The sequence below is a fragment of the Agathobaculum sp. genome (genome assembly GCF_022775115.1).
In the GTDB taxonomy this organism is placed as follows: domain Bacteria; phylum Bacillota; class Clostridia; order Oscillospirales; family Butyricicoccaceae; genus Agathobaculum.
This window is the reverse complement of record NZ_JALFLA010000037.1, coordinates 37448-58259: the sequence shown is the minus strand read 5'-3', so window position 1 is coordinate 58259 and position 20812 is coordinate 37448. Positions and strand designations below refer to the sequence as shown.

Here is a 20812-nt window from a genome sequence, read left to right as displayed (position 1 = left end):
CTAATTATTTGTGCTTGAAAGAGTGTCCGGCACACATAAATATACGGTCAGTCAGCAGACTGTGCCCACTCACCTCCGCGTGCTCTGTAGTGTGCCTGCATCCTCAAGCCTATTCTAACAAAATTCTACGAGCTGCGTTAGTGGCAATTCAGTTTCATGCTGTTTTGTGCCTTGTGGCGCAGCGGAAAGGAATGGTCATAAATATGAAGAAAACACAGTTTTACGTCTGCCCGCACTGCGGCAACCTGCTCACATCATCAACCGAAGCCGCTGTGTCCTGCTGCGGCAAGCGGCTGAGCGCACTTGTCCCGCGCGCGGCCGGGCCGGACGAGCGGCTGACCGTCGAGGCCGTTGAGCAGGACTACTTTCTCTCGTCCGCGCACGAGATGACCAAGGCGCACCACATCGCCTTTGTCGCCCTTTTGACGGGCGACACCCTGCTGCTGCGCCGCCTGTATCCGGAGTGGGATATGCAGACGCGCCTGCCCGCCTTTGCGCGGCACGGTATGCTGCTCTGGTATTGCACGCAGCACGGCTTGTTCTATCAGCCGCTTTGAAAAGACGGCGGCAAACAAGAAAACCGGACGAAAGCGCCACGCTTTCGCCCGGTTTTTGCTTTTGTGTCAATCCAGCGTCATCTGCTTGTCCGGCAGATCCTCCTCGCTCAGCAGCGCGCCGATGGATGGGATCGCGCGGCAGCGGTAGCGGCCGTTATCGGTCAGGCCGGCATCCTCCATGCGCACCGCGCGCGTGATGGTATGCTTGCCGCGCAGCACCATCGCCTGCACGCCCTGCGTCGCGCGGCTGGCCTTGATATCCAGCATCCCCGCGCGGAAGGTCAGCGCGCGGTTCGCGGTCGAGAACAGGGTCAGCTCGGTCTGCTCGTCGACCGGATGGAAAAACGCGACCGCGGGCGACTTATCCGAATATGCGCCGGTCAGGCGGCGGCGGTTGGTTTTGGTCTCAAACGACTCGAGCGAAAAACGGGCGGACTTGCCGTTTTGGAACACGATGACCATATTGCCCTTATAATCCCCGGGCAGCAGCGCGTAAACCGGCGCTTCGCCCTCGTCCATGCCAAGCTTCTGCGGCAGATAATCGCCCAGCACCGAAGCCTTGCTGTCGTCAAAATCGCTCAGGCGTGCCTTGTATGCCTGGTGCGCGGTGGTCAGGAAGATGATTTCGGCCTTGTTGGTCGCTTCGGCCTGCCAGCAAACAGCATCGCCCTCCTTGAGCTTGTGCTCCTGCGACATCCGCCACGACTGCGGCGTGATCTTTTTGAAATAGCCCTCGCGCGTCAAAAACAGCAGCACAGGGTAGTCCTCGATGTGCTCCTCCTCGTCAAACACACTGACCGCCTCGGCCGTGACCAGCCGGGTGCGGCGCGGCGCGGGATATTTTTTGATGATCTGCTCCAGCTCCTTGATGATGATGCCGCGTATTTTCGCGTCGGACTTTACGATCTCCCCGAGCCGTCCGATCTCCTTTTCGAGCGCCTCGGTCTCCTGCGTGCGCTTGAGGATGTATTCCTTGTTGATATTGCGCAGGCGGATGTCCGCGATATACTCGGCCTGTAATTGGTCTATGCCAAAGCCGATCATCAGGTTGGGGATGACCTCGGCGTCCTCCTCGGTCTCGCGGATGATGCGGATGGCCTTGTCGATATCGAGCAGGATCTTGGCAAGGCCGTGCAGCAGGTGCAGCTTTTCCTTTTTCTTGGTCAGGTCGAAAAACACGCGGCGGCGAACACATTCGGTCCGCCATGCGGTCCACTCCTCCAACACCGCGCGCACGCCCAGCACGCGCGGCATACCGCCGATGAGCACGTTGAAGTTGCAGGAAAAGCTGTCCATCAGCGGGGTCATCTTCATCAGCTTGGCCATCAGCTTGTCCGCATCAGCGCCGCGCTTGAGGTCGATGGCGATCTTCAGACCGGAAAGGTCGGTCTCATCGCGGATATCCGCGATCTCGCGTATCTTGCCCGCCTTGACCAGCTCGGCCACCTTGTCGATCACGGCTTCGATCGTGGTCGTGTACGGCAGCTCGGTCACCTCGATCAGATTTTCCTTGCGGAGCAGCTCCCACTTGGCGCGCACCTTGAATGAGCCGCGCCCGGTCTCATAGATGGCGCGCATCTCGCGCTCGTCGTAAATCAGCTCGCCGCCGGTAGTAAAATCCGGGGCGGGCAGGGTCGAGAGCAGGTCGTGCGCCGGGTTTTTGATATACTCGATGGCCGTGCGGCAAGTCTCCTCCAAATTGAAGCCACAAAAGCTCGACGCCATACCGACCGCGATGCCGGTGTTGGCCGATACCAAAATATTCGGAAAGGTGGTCGGCAGCAGCACCGGCTCCTTTTGCGTGCCGTCGTAGTTGTCGGCAAAATCGACCGCGTCCGCATCGATATCGCGGAACAGCTCGCCGCAGAAGGCGTCGAGCTTGGCCTCAGTGTAGCGCGGCGCGGCGTAGGCCATATCGCGCGAATACACCTTGCCGAAGTTGCCCTTGGAGTCGATAAACGGGGTCAGCAGCGCCTCGTTACCGCGCGTCAAGCGCACCATGGTCTCATAGATCGCGCTGTCACCGTGCGGATTGAGCTTCATCGTCGCGCCGACGATGTTGGCCGACTTGGTGCGGTTTCCGTTCAGCAAACCCATCTTATACATGGTGTACAGCAGCTTGCGGTGCGAGGGCTTGAAGCCGTCGATCTCCGGTATCGCGCGGGAGACGATAACGCTCATCGCGTAGGGCATATAATTCTCGCGCAGCGTATCGGTGATGCGCTGGTCGATGGATGCGTGTTCCTTATATATTTTTGGTTGATCGTTCTTCTTTTTTGCCATTCTGCCCCTCCATTATCATTGGCTGCTTGCGCGGTGCGCCGCCCAGCAGGCTGCCAAACGGCAAGCCGGACACCGCCACAGCAATCAGCAGGCCGCCGGCGGCTGTCATCAGATAGCTTTGCCATAGCCTGAGATAGATCACCGGCTTCTGCCGGATGGTCCACTCGTTCCACAGGCGCATAACGAGCGGATGCGATAGATAAAGCGCGAAAGACAAGCGGCTCAGCGCCCGCACCGGCCACGAAGGCTGCTCTGTCAAGCTGCACAGCAGCCATAGCAGCAGCCCGCTCGCAAAAACATAAACTGTCAGGTCAGGCCGCAGCGACAGCCTGCCAATCGCCGGCAAGCGCCGCGCCGTTGTCACGACAAGCGCCGCACTCAACATCCACAGCACAGCCACACCTGCCAAGTGCAGCCAATTCCCTTTTTCCGGCAGCCGGTCTCGCCGGCGCAGCCACAGCCCTGCCACATAAAACAGCAGGTAGGGCACGAAGAGCCGCGTGTAAGGCAGCGGCAGCGGCGGCAGCGTCCATAGAGAGAGAATTTCACCGCAGATCAGCACCTGCATGGCAAGCGTCAGCGCTGCGGCGGCAGCCAGCGTGGCATGGGGTGCGCGCCGCACCGCGCGGTACAGCGGTACATACAATATCTCCAACTGGATCAGCACAATGATAAAATACAGGTGGATATAAGCACCGCCGCTCGCCAGATCCCACAGCGGTCTTTCATGCGGCTTACCGAACGCAGCATCGACGAGCAGGTAAACGACCGACCAAAGCACAAACGGAGGCAGTATCCGCCTCATTCGCCTACAGAACAGCCGCAGCGGCGCGTCAATGTCCTGATTTTCTCCCCCGTGTCCAAACCCTGACAGCAGAATGAACAACGGCACCGCAAAACGGGCCAGTTGGTTGCAAACGGTCTGCACACCACTTGCACCGCCGGATGACACGTGGATCATCACCACTGCAAGCGCTGCGGCGGCGCGCACACCGTCCATTTGTCTGTATCGCCTCAATCCTGCACACCTCTCCGCCGCCTGTTCATGAGATATCCGCAAGCTCCAGATACTGTGCGCCGTTTTCCGCGATATACTCCTTGCGTCCGGCGAGATTATCGCCCAGCAGCAGGTCGAACATCTCGCTCGTGGCCTGCGCCTCGTCAGGTGTGATGCGGATCAGGCGGCGGGTCTCGGGGTTCATCGTAGTCTCCCACATCATGTCGGCCTCATTCTCACCCAGCCCCTTAGAGCGCTGGATGAGCAGCTTTTTGCCCGCCAGCTTTTGCAGAATGGCGGCCTTTTCGCCCTCATCAAAGGCGAAGTAGCTCTTGTCCTTATAGGTGATCTCATACAACGGCGATTCCGCGATATACACATAACCCTTTTCGATCAGCGTCGGCGTCAGCCGGTACAGCATGGTCAGGATGAGTGTGCGTATCTGAAAGCCGTCCACATCGGCATCGGTGCAAATGATGACCTTGTTCCAGCGCAGTCCCTCCAAATCGAACGCGGACAGCTCCTTGGCCGCCTTGCCGCGCACCTCTACCCCGCAGCCGAGCACCTTGAGCAGGTCGGTGATGATATCGTTTTTGAATATCTTGTCGTAATCAGCCTTCAGACAGTTGAGTATCTTGCCGCGCACGGGCATGATGGCCTGAAACTCGCTGTCCCGTCCCTGCTTGACCGACCCGAGCGCCGAATCACCCTCGACGATATACAGCTCGCGCCGCGCGGTGTCCTTGGTGCGACAATCGACAAATTTCTGCACGCGGTTGGCCAGATCAAGGCTGCCGGACAGCTTCTTTTTGATGTTCAGACGCGCCTTTTCGGCCTGCTCACGGCTGCGCTTATTGATGAGGATCTGCTCGGCGATCTTATCCGCCTCGGCCTTATTCTCGATAAAATAGATTTCCAGCCCCTGTTTGAGAAAATCGGTCATCGCCTCCTGAATGAACCGGTTGGTGATGGCCTTTTTGGTCTGGTTTTCGTAGGAGGTCTGGGTAGAAAAGCAGTTGGTCACCAGCACCAGGCTGTCCAGCACGTCCTGAAAGGAAACCTTGCTCTCGTTCTTGGTGTATTTGCCCAGCTGCTTGAGATAGCCGTCAATCGCCGAGACAAACGCGCTGCGCACCGCCTTATCCGGCGCGCCGCCATGCTCGAGCCACGAGGAGTTGTGGTAATACTCCACCCGGGAGACCGACGAGGAAAAGCAGAACGCGCAGCTCAGCTTGGCCTTATACTCGTCCTTGTCCGCGCGGTCCCGGCCGCGGCGCTCGCCCTCCAAAAACTGCACGGTAGTCAGCGGGTTTTCGCCCGCAAGCTCGGTCACATAGTCGACAATGCCATGCTGATACAAAAACTCGGTCGTTTCAAACTTGCCGCCCGTCTGGTTTTTCAAGATAAATTTCAGGTGGCTGTTGACAACCGCCTGCCGCTTGAGCGTATCCAGATAATATTCGACCGGGATGTTGATATCGGTGAACACCGCAAGATCGGGCTTCCAGCGGATGGTCGTGCCCGTTTTGCGCGCGGCCGTCGGCTTTTTGGCAAAGCCCTCGGGCACGCCGGTCTTGTTTTCACCCTTTTCAAAGTGGAGCGTGTACTCAAATCCGTCCCGCACGACGGTCACATCCATATATTCGGAGGCGTACTGCGTCGCACAGGTGCCAAGGCCGTTCAGTCCCAGTGAGAACTCATAATTCTCGCCCGTGTCGTTCTTATATTTGCCGCCCGCGTACAGCTCGCAGAACACCAGCTCCCAGTTGTAGCGCTGCTCGCTTTCGTTCCACTCGACCGGGATGCCGCGCCCATGGTCGGCTACCTCGATCGAACCGTCCGCGTAGCGGGTCACGACGATCTCGCTGCCGTAGCCCTCGCGCGCCTCGTCGATCGAGTTGGACAGTATCTCAAACACGGCGTGCTCGCAGCCCTCCAGCCCGTCCGAGCCGAAGATAACGCCCGGCCGCTTGCGGACGCGGTCTGCACCTTTGAGTGAGGAGATGCTCTCGTTTCCGTAGGATGGTTTCTTGCTCATGCAGTCTCTTGCTCCCGTTTTTCAAAATTCCGTTTTCTCACCAGTATAGTATACGCGATATCTTGCCCATTTTCAATCATTTCCTTGGCAAACGAAGCATATACCGCATTTTTATGCCGCATCTTCCATCTCCTGCCGCGCAGGCCGGGTGCTTTTGCGCGGCAGGCGCTTGCCGCTGTCGTATAATCCCACCCCTTTTCGCGCAAGCTATTTCCATTTATATGGAAAGGGCGGAACCTTCTATGTCCGATTTTGATGCCCGCGCCAAGGCGCTGCGGGCGGCCTTGCAGACCCAAAAGAGCTTCGATCTGCTCGATCGCCCGGTATTTTTCGGCGGACGGCGCGCGCTGTTCGTGCTCGTCGATGGCTTTGTCAAGGACGATCTGTTTGAAAAAATCATGGAATTCTTCTACGCGCTGAAGCAGGACGACCCTTGCTTTGAGAGCGCGCAGCACTTTCTCGACCGCGCCGTGCCCTACTGCGAGGCCGCGCTCGAGCCGGATCTGGACAAGGCTGTCACCGCCGTGCTGTCCGGCCAGACCGCGCTGCTGATTGAGGGCTTTTCGCAGCTCATTCTGCTCGACATCCGCACCTATCCCCAGCGGGACACCGCCGAGCCGGAAAAGGACAAGGTGTTCCGCGGCTCGCACGACGGCTTTGTTGAGACCATGGTGCTCAACTGCGCGCTCATCCGGCGGCGCATCCGCTCGACCGCACTGCGGATGGAGGCCTATTCGCTTGGCAGCGCCAGCCAGACTGACGTTGTGCTGTGCTACATGGATGACCGCGTTGACCGCGCTGTGCTCGACAAGCTGCACGAAAAGCTGGCGCACCCCGGTGATGTAGACGCGCTGACCATGAATCAGGAGAGCTTGGCCGAGCTGCTGTTGCCGCACAAGTGGTATAACCCCTTTCCGCGCTTCAAATACACCGAGCGTCCGGATGCCGCCGCCGCGCAGGTGCTCGAGGGCGACGTGGTGCTGCTGGTGGACAACTCCCCCGCTGCAATGACGCTGCCCTCCTCGCTCTTTGACATCATGGAGGAGGCAAACGACTATTATTTCCCCCCGCTGACCGGCTCATATCTGCGCCTGATCCGCTTTGCGGTGCTGCTGGCCATGCTGCTGCTCACGCCGCTCTGGCTGCTGGTCAACCGCAACCCGGCGCTGCTACCCACGTCGATTTCCTTTCTCATCCCGGCGGAGGCGCCCCGCGTGCCGCTGTTCTGGCAGCTGCTCATATTGGAGCTTGGCATTGACGGACTGAAGCTCGCCACGCTCAACACCCCTTCGATGATGACGACTTCGCTCTCGGTCATCGCCGGTATCGTTGTGGGCGATTTCGCGGTACAGTCCGGCTGGTTTTCCGCCGAAGCCATGCTGTATATGGCCTTTGTTGCGCTCGGCGCGTTCAACCAGCCCTCGTTCGAGCTGGGCTACGCGGTCAAATTTATGCGCATCGCGCTGCTCATCCTCGTCACGCTCGGCGGCTTGTGGGGACTGCTCGGCGGCCTGCTCGCCGTGCTGGTCATCCTGCTGCGCTGCAAGACCTTTTCCGGCCGCAGCTATCTGTATCCGCTCATCCCGCTCGACCTGCGGGTGCTCCGGCAGAAGCTGTTTCGTCCGTCTATCCGCCGCCAATAAAAAAGCACGCGCCGGGGAGCACCCCGGCACGCGTTATCGAAAAGAGGCGGTACCGCCTCGTGTTGTTGGACTGTCCGGGAGCCTGCGCGGTATTCCGTCCCGCAGGGCCGAACAGATTTTGATACGCTCCCCATGAAGAAGCGGTTCAGTCAAAGGTGATTTATGTCCTTTGCTCTGGTCATAGTATAGCCTACGCATGTGTCCAAAGTTTGTAGAAATCATAAAAAATCTGTTAAGCCTACGCAGCGCGGGCGGCAAGGGTCAAAAAAAGCTCCGGAAGCAGCTTCCGGAGCTTTTTGTACGATCATCTGAACTTTTTCTTCTTGGCACGAGCGGCCTCAGACTTCTTGCGGCGCTTTACGCTCGGGCTTTCATAATGCTCACGCTTGCGGAGCTCGGAAAGCGTACCCGCCTTCGCGCACGAACGCTTGAAGCGGCGCAGCGCGCTGTCGATCGACTCGTTTTCCTTAATGCGGATTTCCGACACAGTTTTCCCTCCCTCCGCGCGTTCCCCTCCCCGGGAACACTTTGCACGGCCAATGTGCTGCCGGCACACAGAACCGTAAAATTATTATATCTTGTTTTGCAGTCCGTGTCAACAACAAATTACTTGACCACAAGGTTGACGATCTTGCCGGGCACGACGATCTGCTTGACCATCTGCTTGCCCTCGATCGCATGCTGCACCTTGTCCTGCGCCAGCGCGGCATCGATGGCCGTCTGCTTGTCGCAGCCGGTCGGCAGGTTGATCGTGCACCGGAGCTTACCGTTGACCTGCACGGCGATCTCAACGCTGTCCTCGACCGTTTTGGCCTCGTCATACACCGGCCACGGCGCGACCGAGAGCAGGCCCTCGCCGCCGGTCTGCTGCCACAGCTCCTCAGCGATATGCGGCGCGAAGGGACTGAGCAGCGCCAGCAGCGTTTTGTACTCAGCCATGTTAACGCCCTTGTCGTAAAACTCGTTTAGCATGGTCATCAGCGCCGCGATCGCGGTATTGGCCTTGAGGTTGTCCACATCCTCGCCGACCTTTTTGATCGTGCGGTGCATGAGCACCTCATGCTGCGCGGAATACGCTTCGCCCGGCTGCACCTTATCGGCCAGGCTCCAGACGCGCTCGAGGAAGCGGCGGCAGCCCTTGATGGATTTTGAGCTCCACGGCGCGGCCTTTTCAAAGTCGCCGATGAACATTTCGTACAGGCGCATGGTGTCCGCACCGTAGGTCTCGACGATCTCATCCGGGTTGACGACGTTGCCGCGGGATTTGGACATCTTCTCGCCGTTCTCGCCGAGGATCATACCGTGGCTGGTGCGCTTGGCATACGGCTCCTTGGTCGGCACGATGCCGATATCGTACAGGAACTTGTGCCAGAAGCGGCTGTACAGCAGGTGGAGCGTCGTGTGCTCCATGCCGCCGTTATACCAATCGACCGGCGACCAGTACGCGAGTGCCTCCTTGGAGGCCAGCGCCTTGTCGTTATGCGGGTCCATATAGCGCAGGAAATACCAAGACGAGCCGGCCCACTGGGGCATGGTATCGGTCTCCCGCTTGGCAGGCGCGCCGCACGCCGGGCAGGTGGTGTTCACCCAATCGGTCATGTGCGCCAGCGGCGATTCGCCGTTATCGGTCGGCTCATAGGTGTGCACATCGGGCAGGGTCAGCGGCAGCTGCTCCTCGGGCAGCGGCACCCAGCCGCACTTGTCACAATGCACCAGCGGAATCGGCTCGCCCCAATAGCGCTGGCGGGAGAACACCCAGTCGCGCAGCTTATACTGCACCTTGGCGCGGCCGATGCCTTGGCTTTCCAACCAGTCGATCATGGCTGGGATGGCGTCCTTGACCGTTTTGCCGTTGAGGAAATCCGAATTGACCAAAATGCCGCTCTCATCCTTGGCGGTAAAGGCGGCCTGCTGCACATCCCCGCCGCCCGAAACGACCTCGACGATGGCGCAGCCGAACGCCTTGGCAAAAGCCCAGTCGCGCTCGTCATGCGCGGGCACGGCCATGATCGCGCCCGTGCCGTAGCCCATCAGCACATAGTCGGACACGAAGATCGGGATCTCCTTACCGTTTACCGGGTTGACCGCCGCAACACCCTCCAGCCGTACACCGGTCTTGTCCTTGTTCAGCTCGGTGCGCTCAAAGTCGGACTTGCGCGCGGCCTCCTCGCGGTAAGCGCGGATATCAGCCATATTGGTCAGTTGATCCGCCCACTGCTCGACCATCGGATGCTCGGGCGAGATGACCATGTAGGTCGCGCCGAACAGCGTGTCCGGCCGGGTGGTATAAACGGTCAGCGTATCGCCCGTGGTGGTCTTAAAATCAACCTCCGCGCCGGTCGAGCGGCCGATCCAGTTGCGCTGCTGTATCTTGACGCGCTCGACATAGTCGACCTCGTCCAGATCGTCGATCAGCCGCTGGGCGTACTTGGTGATGGCCAGCATCCACTGGCTCTTGTTCTTGCGCACGACCTCGCTGCCGCAGCGCTCGCACACGCCGTTAACCACCTCTTCGTTGGCCAGCACGCACTTGCACGAGGTGCACCAGTTGACGTTCATCTCCTTTTTGTACGCCAGACCCTTTTTGAAAAGCTGCAGGAATATCCACTGCGTCCATTTGTAGTAGCTGGGGTCGGTGGTGTTGATCTCACGCGACCAGTCAAACGACAGGCCGAGCGCCTTGAGCTGCCCCTTAAAGCGGGCGATATTCTTCTTGGTTACCTCGGCCGGGTGGACGTGATTTTTGATGGCGTAGTTCTCGGTCGGCAGGCCAAAGGCATCCCAGCCCATCGGATAGAGCACATTGTAGCCCTGCATCCGCCTTTTGCGCGCCACGATATCGAGCGCCGTGTAGGAGCGCGGATGGCCGACATGCAGCCCCTGTCCGGACGGATACGGGAACTCTACCAGCGCGTAGAACTTTTCCTTTTGGCTGTCATTCTCTGCCTCAAAGCAATGCGCCTCATCCCAAATGTCCTGCCATTTCTTTTCTATTTGTTCGTGATCGTACTTCAACGGTGTTTCCCCCTAAAGTGAATGTCTCATTTCAAGCGCGGCGCGTGCTATTCTTCTTCGATGCCAAGGTCGGCCAGCGGTATGGGCGTGCCGTCCTTCCATAGATTTTCCAGATTGTAGAACTTACGCGCTTCGGGCATGAAGATGTGCACTACGACGCTGCCGTAATCGAGCAGCATCCACTGCGCGGACTCATAGCCTTCGGTATGGTGGACGAGCGTCTCATGATCGTACTTGAGCCGCCACTCCACATTGTCGGCCAGCGCCTTGACCTGCGTGGTCGAGGTCGCCGAGCAGATGACGAAATATTCGGTCAGCTCGGTCAGGCGCTCCACCTGCAGCACCTGCATCCCCTGCGCCTTCTTTTCGCGCAGCGCCTCACAGATCGCTTTTACAGTCTCTTTTGCGGTCAAAATTTGCCCAACTCCTTCTATCAAAATCACAAATCCCTCAGGCCTCCGGGTCGACCGACGCGGTATCGCCGCCCGCTGGTGGTGTGGGCGTGGGGCTCGGCCCGGCAGCACCGGGATCGGTCGTGCCCGTCCCGCCTGTGCCGCCCGTGCCGGGGTCGGTCGTGCCGGTCTCGCCCGTACCGCCCGTGCCGGGGTCAGCCGTACCTGTACCGCCCGTCCCGCCTGTGCCGGGATCGGTCGTGCCGGTCTCGCCCGTGCCGCCCGTACCGGGATTGGTCGTACCGGTCTCGCCCGTACCGCCCGTACCGGGGTCGGTGGTCTGCCCGTCCCCGTTGCTCTGTTCGGGATCGTCTGTGCCGCCGCCATCATCGCCGGTGGACTGATTGGTATCGCCCCAAACGTAGTTATCCGCCGGGTCGTCGTCACCGCTGCTGCTCGAACCGCCGCCCGAGCCGCCCTCAGGGCCGCTGACGATATCCAGCGTCTCGATCGGCAGTGAGAACGGGTTGAAATACCGGTTGACCAGATCGAGCGTCTCCTGATAATACGGGAAGAAAAACGAATACCGGTACGGGTCGCTGCCGGCATAGCTCATCTGGCCGTAGCCGGGCAGAGTGAAGAACCTAATGTTCTCGTTCTTGATCTGCATGGCCTGCATCCCCATCCAAAGGATTTGCCCCGCGGTAAAATCGGTCTTGACGTTTTCAAACACCGCGTTTGCCAGCGCCTTGATCTTGGTCACGTTTTTCAGCTGAAACACCTCGGCGGCCAGCGCCTTAAGGAACTTCTGCTGGTTCTCCACACGCCCCTCGTCGCCGTTCGGGTACTGCACTGAATAATCGTTGTTGTGCCGCCAGCGCAAGAACTCGACCGTTTGCTTGCCGTTCAGCTTTTGCATTCCGGCATACAGGTCGATGTGCAGGTTCTGCGAGGGGTCGTCATACTGCATACGGAACGGCACCTCATAATCAATGCCGCCGATCGCGTCCACGATAGCGGCGATGCCGTCAAAGTTGACGATGACGTATTTATCCGGCTTAAAGCCCATCAGTCGCTCGATCTCTTTTTTGGTACGCTCGATATCGCCGCCCTTTTTCATGCCGTAGGCCGCGTTTATCTTGCGGCTCGCGCCCGAATAGCCATTGTTGCACATGGTATCGCGCGGGATATTCATGACGCTGATGGTCTTTTTCTTGACATCCATCGTTGCGACCATGAGCGCGTCGGTGCGGGTCTGATCCTCATCCACCGCACCGATCACAAAGGTGAACAAATCGTCCACGCGCTGCCCCGAGTTGAGCAGGCTGTCCACGTCGACCTTATCTCCGTTTTCCTCATCCATGATGGTCGGATCGTTCTTGATCTCGGGCGGACGCACAAACATCCACACCGCGCCCGCCGTCACGGCCAGCAGCATAGTCAGCACGACCGACACCGTGATGATGACCGCACGCTTCCGCCTTTTTTTCTGCGCGGCAAGCGCCTGCGCTGCGACAGCGGCGCGTGCTGCCGCCGTACTGCCCGGCCTTGGGGCGGTGGGACGCGCCGCCGTACTGCCCGGCTTCGGGGCGGTGGGACGCGCCGCCGTACTGCCCGGCCTTGGGGCGGTGGGACGCGCCGCCGTGCTGCCCGGCCTTGGGGCGGTGGGACGCGCCGCCGTACTGCCCGGCTTCGGGGCGGTGGGACGTGCCGCCGTGCTGCCCGGCCTTGGGGCTGTGGGACGCGCCGCCGTGCTGCCCGGCCTTGAGACGGTGGGACGCGCCGCCGTACTGCCCGGCTTTGCGGCGGCAGGGCGCGTCTTTGGCGCCGTCTGCTGCAGCGGCCGCTCGTAGCGTTCTTCCATGCGGGTGACTCGGTTTTTTTGCCCGTTTCGGCCGCTGCTTCCTCCAAAGAGTTTCAAAATGAATCCTTGCCTCCAATTATTCAGTCGTGTTCCTCACGCCAGCGCACACCATGTCCAACCAAATCGTTATAAGCGCCGATGGTGTCGCTGTGGATCAGCTTGCCCCGCCCGATCAGCTCGCACAGCGTCTGGTCGTAGCAATAGAGCAGCGCGCGGTCGATATCCTTCCGCGCCAGCTTGCGCGCCTTTTCCACGCCGTGGAAATCGCGCGTATCCTCTATATAGTCCGCCAGATAAAGTATCTTATCCAGCAGCGTCATGCCGTGTTTACCTGTGGTATGGCAGGCGATCGCGGCGCACACATCCTCCGGCGCGCCGTATTCGGCCCGCGCGATGGCTGCGGCCGTTTTGCCATGCAGCATTTTGGGTTCGCTTTTTTCAACGTTACAGGGTATTATACCGTATTTCTCACATAAATTCAACTGTTCTTCTTTTGAAAAATGCTTTGTTATGTCGTGCAGGATCGCGGCGAAGGCCGCTTTGTCCACCTCCCCGCCAAACCGTTCGGCGAGCATTTTGGCCGCGCGCTCGCAGCCGAGCGTATGTTCATAGCGGTATCCGTGAAGCCTTGACAGGATATCCCTTCTCATTTCGTCGTTGCACAGCATAACATGGCCGCCTTTCTGTCTTATGTCATTTTTAGATGTCAAAACCCGTAAAGGTGCTTTTGCTCGATATATGCGGCAACTGCGGGCGGGGTAAAGCGGCGCAGCGCGCCGCCCTGCCGCAGCTCGGTCGATGAAACAGTCAGGCTCGCGCCGCGAATCAGCGCGATGCGGGCGCGCAGCGTGCTGCGCAGCTGGGCGGCCTTGCGCTCGATCTGTGCCCAGTCGTCCGCCGCGCGGGCGCACACGGCCAGCGTCGCCAGCCGCGCGATCTCCTCCGGTGCGCGCCAGAGACGGTCGAACGACAGCAGCATATCCGTGCCGACGATCAGGTACAGGTCGTCCTCGCCCCGTGCGCGCAGCGCGCGCAGCGTGTCGACCGTGTAGCTCGCGCCGCCGCGCGCCAGCTCCAGCGTGTCAAGGAACGCCCAATCCTCGTCCGCAATTAGGCGGCGCACCATCTCGCACCGCTCATCCGCCGTAGCCGTGTTCGCAGGCAGGCTTTTGTGCGGCGGGATATTGGTCGGAATAAACAGCACCCTGTCCAGTCCCAGCGCGTCCTTAGCCAGACGCGCGGCGTGCAGATGCCCCAGATGCGGCGGATTGAACGTGCCGCCTAGCACCCCTGTTTTCATTTGACCAGCACGATCTTTCGCTTATCCTTGTCCCGCGCGGGGCGGTACAGGACGAACTTCGAGCCAATGCACTGCACCGGCTCGGCGCCGGCCGCCTCACAGAGTGCAGCGGACACCGTGCGCGGGGTGAGCATGGCGCTCTCCAGCACCCTGCCCTTGACCAGCTCGTGCGCGTTCAGCAGTTCGTCCAGCTGGCGCTCGACCGCGTCGGTCACACCCTCCTTGCCGACGATCAGCGTATCAGACAGCGTATTGGCTAATGCGCGCAGCTGGGCGCGCTGTTTGGCAGTCAGCATGATCCCATCTCCTGTGTGTTGTGTTCGAGCAGCTCCTTAAGCGCCTGCTTAAAGGTCTGCAAGGCGCGCGTTCGATGCGAAATCCTGTTCTTGATCTCGGGCGCAAGCTCGCCGAAGGTGCAGCCATACGCCGGCACATAGAACAGTGGATCGTAGCCAAAGCCGCCCTCGCCGTGGCATTCACACATCAGCTCGCCCTCGCATTCACCGCGCACGGCCAGCGTGTCGCCATTCGGCAGAACGCAGGCGATGGCGCAGACAAAGCGGCAGCTGCGGTTATCCCTGCCGGCCATGTTTTGCAGCAGGAAGGTGTTACGGTCGTGGTCGTCTCCCGCGCAGTACCGCGCCGAGTAAATGCCCGGCGCACCGCCCAGCGCGTCAACGCACAGGCCGCTGTCGTCCGCGATGGCAGGCAGGCCGGTAAGGCTCGCCGCCGCCCTTGCCTTGATGAGCGCGTTTTCCTCAAAGCTCGCGCCGTCCTCGACCGGCTCAGGCGCGTCCGCAGGCAGCGGAACGATCTCGATACCCAGCTCGTCCAGAATGGCCGCAAGCTCGGTCATTTTCTTTTTATTGTGAGAAGCAAGCACAAAACGCATCACAGTTCCTCCCCCATGCTCTTGCTCTGCGCCCTGCACAGCCGCGCGCAGCCCTTTTTGCCCAGCGCGAGCAGGCGGCGCAGCTCGGCCTCGGTAAAGGGTCGCCCCTCTCCCGTGCCCTGCACCTCGACAAACTCCCCCTTGGAGGTCATCACAACATTGCAGTCAGCGATCGCATGGCTGTCCTCGCGGTAGTCGAGGTCAAGGATGGCCTCATCCTCGTAAATGCCGACCGACACGGCCGCGACCTGCGCGGTCAGCGGCATTTTGGCGATCGCGCCGCTGTCCACCAGTCCTTTACAGGCCAGCCACAGCGCGACAAAGCCGCCCGTGATCGACGCGCAGCGTGTGCCGCCGTCTGCCTGGATCACATCGCAGTCGACCGTGATCTGGCGCTCTCCAAGCGCCGCGCGGTCAACCACCGCGCGCAGGCTGCGGCCGATCAGGCGCTGGATTTCAGCCGAGCGCCCGTCAAGCTTCAAGCTCTTGATATCACGCTGCTTGCGTGTAGCCGTCGCCCGGGGCAGCATGGCATACTCGGCCGTCACCCAGCCCAGACCCGTGCCCTCCAAAAAGGGCGGCGTCCTATCCTCGACAGACGCAGTGCAGATGACCTTAGTGCCGCCCATTTCGATCAGCACCGAGCCCTCGGCGTGTACCGTGTAGCCAAGCGTGAGCTTGACCGGACGCAGCGCGCCCGGTGTTCTTCCGTCAGGTCGCTGCATTTACGACAGCCCCCCTTCCAGCGGCGGCAGAATGGCCTCCAAAAAGGCCGCGCGGTCAAAATCGACCAGATCGTCGATCCCTTCGCCCACGCCAACCAGCTTGACCGGCACACCAAGCCCCTCGGAGATAGCGATCACGATGCCGCCCTTGGCCGTGCCGTCCAGCTTGGTCAGCACGATGCCGGTCAGCTTTGCGGCCTTGTTAAATTCCTCGGCCTGATGCACAGCGTTCTGCCCGGTCGTCGCGTCAAGCACGAGCAGCGTTTCGCGCGAAGCATCGGGCAGCTCGCGGGTGATGACGCGGTCGATCTTGGCCAGCTCGTTCATCAGGTTAGCCTTATTGTGCAGGCGGCCGGCGGTATCGACGATGATGATATCGCTGCCGCGCGCCTTGGCCGCGGCGATCGAGTCGAACACGACCGCCGCAGGGTCTGCGCCCTCGCCGTGGCGGACGATATCCGCGCCTGCGCGGCGCGCCCAGATAGCAAGCTGGTCAGCCGCCGCCGCGCGGAACGTATCCGCCGCTGAGAGCAGCACCTTTTTTCCCTCGCCCACATAGCGGGCGGCCAGCTTGCCGATGCTGGTCGTCTTGCCGACGCCGTTGACGCCGATGACAAGGATGACCGCCGGCTTGCCCGAAACGTCGAGCGGCTGCCCCTGTGACATCATCTCGGCCAGCGTGTCCTTGAGCACATAGCGCAGCTCAAGTGCGCTCGTCACATTCTGCCGCTGCGCGCGCTTCTTCACCTCGGCCACGATCCGCTCGGCGCTCACCGCGCCCACATCGGACAGGATAAGCGCCTCCTCAAGCTCTTCAAGCAGGTCGTCGTCGATCTTGACAAAGCCCGCGAACACCGCGTCGAGCGATCGGCCGACCGCGTCGCTCGTCTTTGCCAGACCCTTTTTTATCTTATCAAATAATCCCATGGCAGCTCCTCTTTTATATTACTTCTTTTGCGGAAAACCTCCCTGGTCAAACGGCACGCTGCTACATGACGTGCGCGTCCAGCACCCTTGCTTCCAGCGCGCCCGCTTCGTTCCATAAAAATTCCATTTGCAGTGTAAGGTCGTTGAGCTCTCCGTCGGTCGTCAAATCGTAGTCCACATGAAACCCGCTCCCATCCTTATACGGGATGCAGCGCATCTGCCGGTATTCATACCGCGGCTTGAAATGGCACACGGCGCCGTATGCGTCAATATGCGTCAGCTGGTTAAGCGCCAAATAGCCCTCTATCATTTCCTCCAAATCGGCGGCGGACAACTGCTCCAACACGGCATATGCCGGCATATCGGCGTATCTTCTCTGCGCGATGCAGTCCACGACCGCCCTTACAGCCGGCTCTATCGCTTTTTTTGCTTCTTCCTCGCTCATTGCGGCACTCCTTTGCCCATCCGTTCGGCTTTGATATGCTTTTCGGCCTCGGCCAGATTGAGCATCAGCAGTCTAGACACGCCATGCTCCTGCATGGTCACGCCGTACAACATATCAGCCTGCTCCATCGTGCCCCGGCGGTGCGTGATGACGATAAACTGCGTCCGGTCAGTCAGCCGCCGGATGTACTGCGCAAACCGCGCGACGTTGACATCGTCCAGCGCGGCCTCGATCTCGTCCAGCACGCAGAACGGGGTCGGCCGAAGCTTGAGAATGGCAAAATACAGCGCGATGGCCACGAACGCCTTTTCCCCGCCCGAGAGCAGCGTCAGCGTCTTGACCGCCTTGCCCGGCGGCGAAACGCGAATGTCGATGCCGCAGCCGAGGATGTCCGACGTATCGCTGAGCGCAAGCTCGGCGTAGCCGCCGCCGAAGATCTCACGGAAGGTCTCGCCGAAATAAGCATTGAGCTTGGCAAATTCCGAGGCGAATATCTCCTTCATGCTGACCGTCAGCTGCTCGATGACCTTGTACAGCTCCCTGCGCGCCTTTTCGAGGTCATCCTTTTGCTCCCCCATAAAAGTATAGCGCGCCAACACCTCGCGGTATTCCTCGACCGCGTCCAGATTGACGTTGCCAAGCGCCTTCATTTTGGCGCGCAGGCCGTGCGCCCGCTCTCTGGCGGCAGGCAGGTCGTCTACCGGCCGCGCGACCTCGGCGGCGGGTGTGGGCGTCAGTTCATAGCTTTCCCACATTTTGTCTAAAATCTGCGTCTCCTCGCTTTTGAGCTGCGCAGACTTGCTTTCCAGCCGCGCGGCCTCGCGCTCAAGGCGTAAAATCTCCTCGTTTGCGCTCTGGGCCTCACGATCGAGCCGCACGCGCTCGCCCTCGACCTTGTCCCGCCGCGCGGCCGCTGCGGCCAGTTGCCGGTTGAGCGCGTCTGTCACCTCGCCGGTGTCCTCCTGCGTGGCCTCAGCGTGCGCCAGCTCGGCTTCCAGCCGCGCAATCTCGGCTTCAAAGCCCGCGATGGTCTGCCCGGTGTTTGACACGCCCTCGTCCAGCTCGGTCTTGAGCCGTTCCAGATCGGCCAGCGCACGGCTCTCGCTCGCAGCTTCGGAGCGGTTCTGTGCGATTTCGGTGCGCAGCGCCGCGCTCTGCGCGGTCTGCTCAGCGGCCTGCGCGGCCAGCTTATCCAGCGCGTCCCGGCAGACTGCCGCCTGCCCCTCGGCCTGCTCGAACGCCTGCCGCGCGCCGCTCTGCCGCGCGGCGCAGGCCGCGATGGTATCCGCATAGCGCTGCTTTGCGGCGGACAGGCTTTGCTGTTCAAGCAGCAAGGCCTCGTGCTGCTGCCGCAGGCTGTCCACCAGCGCGCCATGCTGCTGCACGGCGGCGCACAAGCCGGCTTCGTCCTGCTCGGCGCGGCGGCGCTCGGCCTCGATCGCCTTGAGGTCGTAATCGAGCGCGGCCAATTCCTCCTTAGCCGCATCCAAGCGTGCCTGCTGCTCACCCTGCCGCGCGGCGAGTGTCCGCACGGTTTCCTCCGCCGCCTTCAGCCCGGCGGCGCGCGCCAGCGCGCCCGTTCCGCGCGCGGCCGAGCCGCCTGTCATCGCGCCGCCCGCCTGCAGAATCTGCCCGTCGAGCGTGACAATGCGGAAGCGGTAGCCGTATGCCTTGGCCAGCGCCAGCGCCGTGTCCATATTCTCCGAAACGACCGTGCGCCCGAGCAGGTTTTGCACGATGGCGGTATACCGGCTGTCGCATGTGACCAGCCGATCAGCTGTGCCAAAGCAGCCATCCCGGTCTTCCAATCCGCTCTCGCGCAGCACACTGGGGCGGATCGTATCGACCGGCAGAAAGGTGGCGCGGCCGCCGTCGCTCCTCTTGAGGTATTCGATGCAGCGCTTGCCGTCCGCCGCCGTATCCACCACGATGCTCGACGCGGACGCGCCGAGCGCGGTGTCGACCGCGGTGACGAATCTGTCCTCCGCCGCAATCAGCGCAGAGACCGGCCCGTGTACGCCGCGCACCGCGCCCCGACCGGCCTGTCCCATGATCGCCTTGACCGCGCGCGAAAAACCCTCATAGTCGCGCTGCATATCGCTGAGCATCTTGACGCGCCCCCGCGCGTTCGCCAGCGCAGCCGTGGTCTGTGCGAGCTCGCTTTGCAGTCCCTCCACCTTTTGGCGGCGGCTGTCCGCCTTGAGGGCAACGCCCTGCGCCTTGTTTTTCGCGCCCGCAAGCATGTCAAGGCAGGCCGCACGGCGCGCGGTCAACTCATCCTGCGCCTGCTGCTCGGCGGCCAGCCGCGCGGCTGCGATTTCGATATCGGCGTCGATGGTGTCGCGCCGTCCGTCCATGCCGTCCAGTCCGGCCTGTGCAGCCGTCAGGTCGAGCGCAAGCGTGTGCAGCGCCTGCCGGCAATCCTCACGCGCCTGCTCGGCCGCGGCCAGCGCCCGCTCGGCCTCCGTGCGGCGGGTCTGCTGCCCGCCTATCTGCCGCTCCATTTGGTTCGCGCGCGCGGTCAGCTCGTCCTGCTGCCGCTCGAGCAGCGCGATACGCGAGCGGCGCGCGTCTATCTGCGCGCCAAGGCCGCGCGCCTGCGCGGCGCGGCCCGCGCTCTCCTGCTCGGCACGGGCGATGTTGTCCCGGTTGTTCTGGATATTCGCCCGCAGCACAGCGGCACGGCTGGCCTGCGCGGCCGCGCGCTGCTCGGTCTCGCGCAGCGTCTGCCGCAGGCGATCGGTCTCGCGGTCGACCTCCCGCATATCTGCGCCCAACTGCTCACAGCGCGTATACAGCCCCTCCTGCGCGCGCCTTACCTCATCAAGCTGCGCCGCGCAGGCCGCAGCATCGGCCTCACGCTTTGCGCCGTCCGCCTTGATGCGGCCAAGCGCCACCAGCCAAAGCGATACCTCGAGCACACGCAGCTCGTCGCGCAGCAGCAGAAACTGCCGCGCCTTTTCGGCCTGCTTTTGCAGCGGCTCCACCTGCCGCTCCAGCTCGTCATACAAATCATGGATGCGGGTCAGGTTGTCTTCGGTCGCGCGCAGCTTGCGCTCGGCTTCCTCCTTGCGGTAGCGGAACTTGGTGATACCAGCGGCTTCTTCAAATATCTCGCGCCGGTCCTCGCTCTTGAGCGACAATATCTCGTCGATACGCCCCTGCCCGATGCTCGAATAGCCGTCCCGTCCAAGGCCGGTGTCCATGAACAGCTCGTGGATATCCTTGAGGCGGCAATGGCTCTTATTCAAATAATACTCGCTCTCGCCCGAACGATAGTAGCGGCGGGTGACCATCAGCTCGGTAAAATCCGAGCGGAACAACCGCGCACTGTTATCCAGAATCAGGGACACCTCGGCAAAACCGACCGGTCCGCGCTTGGCCGTGCCGCCGAAGATGACATCCTCCATCTTCGCCCCGCGCAGCGAGCGCGAGGACTGCTCGCCCAGTACCCAGCGGATGGCATCCGAAATATTGGATTTACCCGAGCCGTTCGGCCCGACGATGGCAGTCAAACCGCCGAGAAAACGGATCTCAGTCTTATCAGGAAAGGACTTAAAGCCCTGCAGGATCAGGCTTTTTAGAACCATGTCACACCTCAAAGATATACATAACATTATTCTACCACCGCGCCTGCCGTTTTTCAATGCACAAACGCGGAATTTACAGCTTATTCAAACCATAGCCCGCGCGCAAACGAAAAAACCGGCGTAGCCGCCGCCCTGCCCGGGTGA

General features: G+C 61.1%; 18 protein-coding genes. 3 read left to right on the top strand and 15 right to left on the bottom strand.

Annotated features, from left to right (window positions below):
* Window positions 1–203: 203 nt before the first annotated feature.
* Window positions 204–557, top strand: a complete 354-nt coding sequence (locus MR935_RS05055) for a hypothetical protein (protein WP_290571621.1) — start codon at window positions 204–206, stop codon at window positions 555–557.
* A gap of 66 nt (window positions 558–623) precedes the next feature.
* Here the strand turns inward: MR935_RS05055 and MR935_RS05050 are convergent, their stop codons facing one another.
* Genes MR935_RS05050 through MR935_RS05040 form a run of 3 tightly spaced genes read right to left on the bottom strand, consistent with a single transcriptional unit; the run spans window position 624 to window position 5875 of the window.
* Window positions 624–2840 carry a DNA gyrase/topoisomerase IV subunit A gene (locus MR935_RS05050; protein WP_290571620.1) on the bottom strand — a complete coding sequence of 739 codons (2217 nt, stop codon included), beginning with the start codon at window positions 2838–2840 and terminating at the stop codon, window positions 624–626.
* Entirely contained in the window at window positions 2803–3858 is a 1056-nt protein-coding gene (locus MR935_RS05045; RefSeq protein ID WP_290571618.1) for an acyltransferase, read from the bottom strand. Before MR935_RS05045 ends, MR935_RS05050 begins: the two co-directional genes overlap by 38 nt.
* A 25-nt stretch (window positions 3859–3883) precedes the next feature.
* A complete protein-coding gene (locus tag MR935_RS05040; RefSeq protein ID WP_290571616.1) occupies window positions 3884–5875 on the bottom strand; it encodes a DNA gyrase/topoisomerase IV subunit B in 1992 nt (663 codons plus the stop codon).
* 242 nt (window positions 5876–6117) lie between these two features.
* Here MR935_RS05040 and MR935_RS05035 point away from each other — a divergent pair, with 242 nt between their 5' ends.
* On the top strand, window positions 6118–7518 hold the full coding sequence (locus MR935_RS05035) for a spore germination protein (protein ID WP_290571613.1): 1401 nt from the start codon (window positions 6118–6120) through the stop codon (window positions 7516–7518).
* A gap of 304 nt (window positions 7519–7822) precedes the next feature.
* Here MR935_RS05035 and rpsU read toward each other — a convergent pair whose 3' ends face one another.
* The 4 genes from rpsU to MR935_RS05015 all read right to left on the bottom strand — a co-directional run bounded on the left by rpsU (window position 7823) and on the right by MR935_RS05015 (window position 12363).
* A complete protein-coding gene (gene rpsU, locus MR935_RS05030; protein ID WP_031472056.1) occupies window positions 7823–8005 on the bottom strand; it encodes a 30S ribosomal protein S21 in 183 nt (60 codons plus the stop codon).
* Between the two features lie 119 nt (window positions 8006–8124).
* Window positions 8125–10533: a leucine--tRNA ligase gene (gene leuS / locus MR935_RS05025; RefSeq protein ID WP_290571602.1), complete on the bottom strand. Its 2409-nt coding sequence runs from the start codon at window positions 10531–10533 to the stop codon at window positions 8125–8127.
* A 47-nt stretch (window positions 10534–10580) separates the two neighbouring features.
* Window positions 10581–10946 carry a ribosome silencing factor gene (gene rsfS / locus MR935_RS05020; protein ID WP_290571600.1) on the bottom strand — a complete coding sequence of 122 codons (366 nt, stop codon included), beginning with the start codon at window positions 10944–10946 and terminating at the stop codon, window positions 10581–10583.
* A 37-nt stretch (window positions 10947–10983) separates the two neighbouring features.
* A complete protein-coding gene (locus MR935_RS05015; protein ID WP_290571623.1) occupies window positions 10984–12363 on the bottom strand; it encodes an LCP family protein in 1380 nt (459 codons plus the stop codon).
* Window positions 12364–12382: 19 nt separating this feature from the next.
* Between MR935_RS05015 and MR935_RS05010 the strand changes: the two genes are divergently transcribed.
* Window positions 12383–12778: a hypothetical protein gene (locus tag MR935_RS05010; RefSeq protein WP_290571598.1), complete on the top strand. Its 396-nt coding sequence runs from the start codon at window positions 12383–12385 to the stop codon at window positions 12776–12778.
* Between the two features lie 91 nt (window positions 12779–12869).
* Here the strand turns inward: MR935_RS05010 and yqeK are convergent, their stop codons facing one another.
* From yqeK to smc, 8 genes are all read right to left on the bottom strand, one after another.
* Complete coding sequence (gene yqeK / locus MR935_RS05005) at window positions 12870–13457, bottom strand: bis(5'-nucleosyl)-tetraphosphatase (symmetrical) YqeK (protein ID WP_290571596.1); 588 nt, start codon at window positions 13455–13457, stop codon at window positions 12870–12872.
* Between the two features lie 38 nt (window positions 13458–13495).
* Complete coding sequence (nadD, locus tag MR935_RS05000) at window positions 13496–14089, bottom strand: nicotinate (nicotinamide) nucleotide adenylyltransferase (protein ID WP_290571594.1); 594 nt, start codon at window positions 14087–14089, stop codon at window positions 13496–13498.
* A complete protein-coding gene (locus MR935_RS04995) occupies window positions 14086–14385 on the bottom strand; it encodes a YhbY family RNA-binding protein (RefSeq protein WP_290571592.1) in 300 nt (99 codons plus the stop codon). The genes nadD and MR935_RS04995 overlap by 4 nt, the downstream gene beginning before the upstream one ends.
* The gene (rdgB, locus tag MR935_RS04990; protein WP_290571590.1) at window positions 14379–14981 is read right to left on the bottom strand and encodes an RdgB/HAM1 family non-canonical purine NTP pyrophosphatase; all 603 of its coding nucleotides are present in this window, start codon (window positions 14979–14981) and stop codon (window positions 14379–14381) included. The genes MR935_RS04995 and rdgB overlap by 7 nt, the downstream gene beginning before the upstream one ends.
* Complete coding sequence (rph, locus tag MR935_RS04985) at window positions 14981–15706, bottom strand: ribonuclease PH (RefSeq protein ID WP_290571588.1); 726 nt, start codon at window positions 15704–15706, stop codon at window positions 14981–14983. The genes rdgB and rph overlap by 1 nt, the downstream gene beginning before the upstream one ends.
* The gene (gene ftsY, locus MR935_RS04980) at window positions 15707–16633 is read right to left on the bottom strand and encodes a signal recognition particle-docking protein FtsY (protein ID WP_290571586.1); all 927 of its coding nucleotides are present in this window, start codon (window positions 16631–16633) and stop codon (window positions 15707–15709) included. It abuts the gene before it with no gap.
* A 61-nt stretch (window positions 16634–16694) separates the two neighbouring features.
* Entirely contained in the window at window positions 16695–17078 is a 384-nt protein-coding gene (locus MR935_RS04975) for a DUF7668 domain-containing protein (protein WP_290571584.1), read from the bottom strand.
* On the bottom strand, window positions 17075–20668 hold the full coding sequence (smc, locus tag MR935_RS04970) for a chromosome segregation protein SMC (RefSeq protein ID WP_290571582.1): 3594 nt from the start codon (window positions 20666–20668) through the stop codon (window positions 17075–17077). Before smc ends, MR935_RS04975 begins: the two co-directional genes overlap by 4 nt.
* Window positions 20669–20812 lie beyond the last annotated feature (144 nt).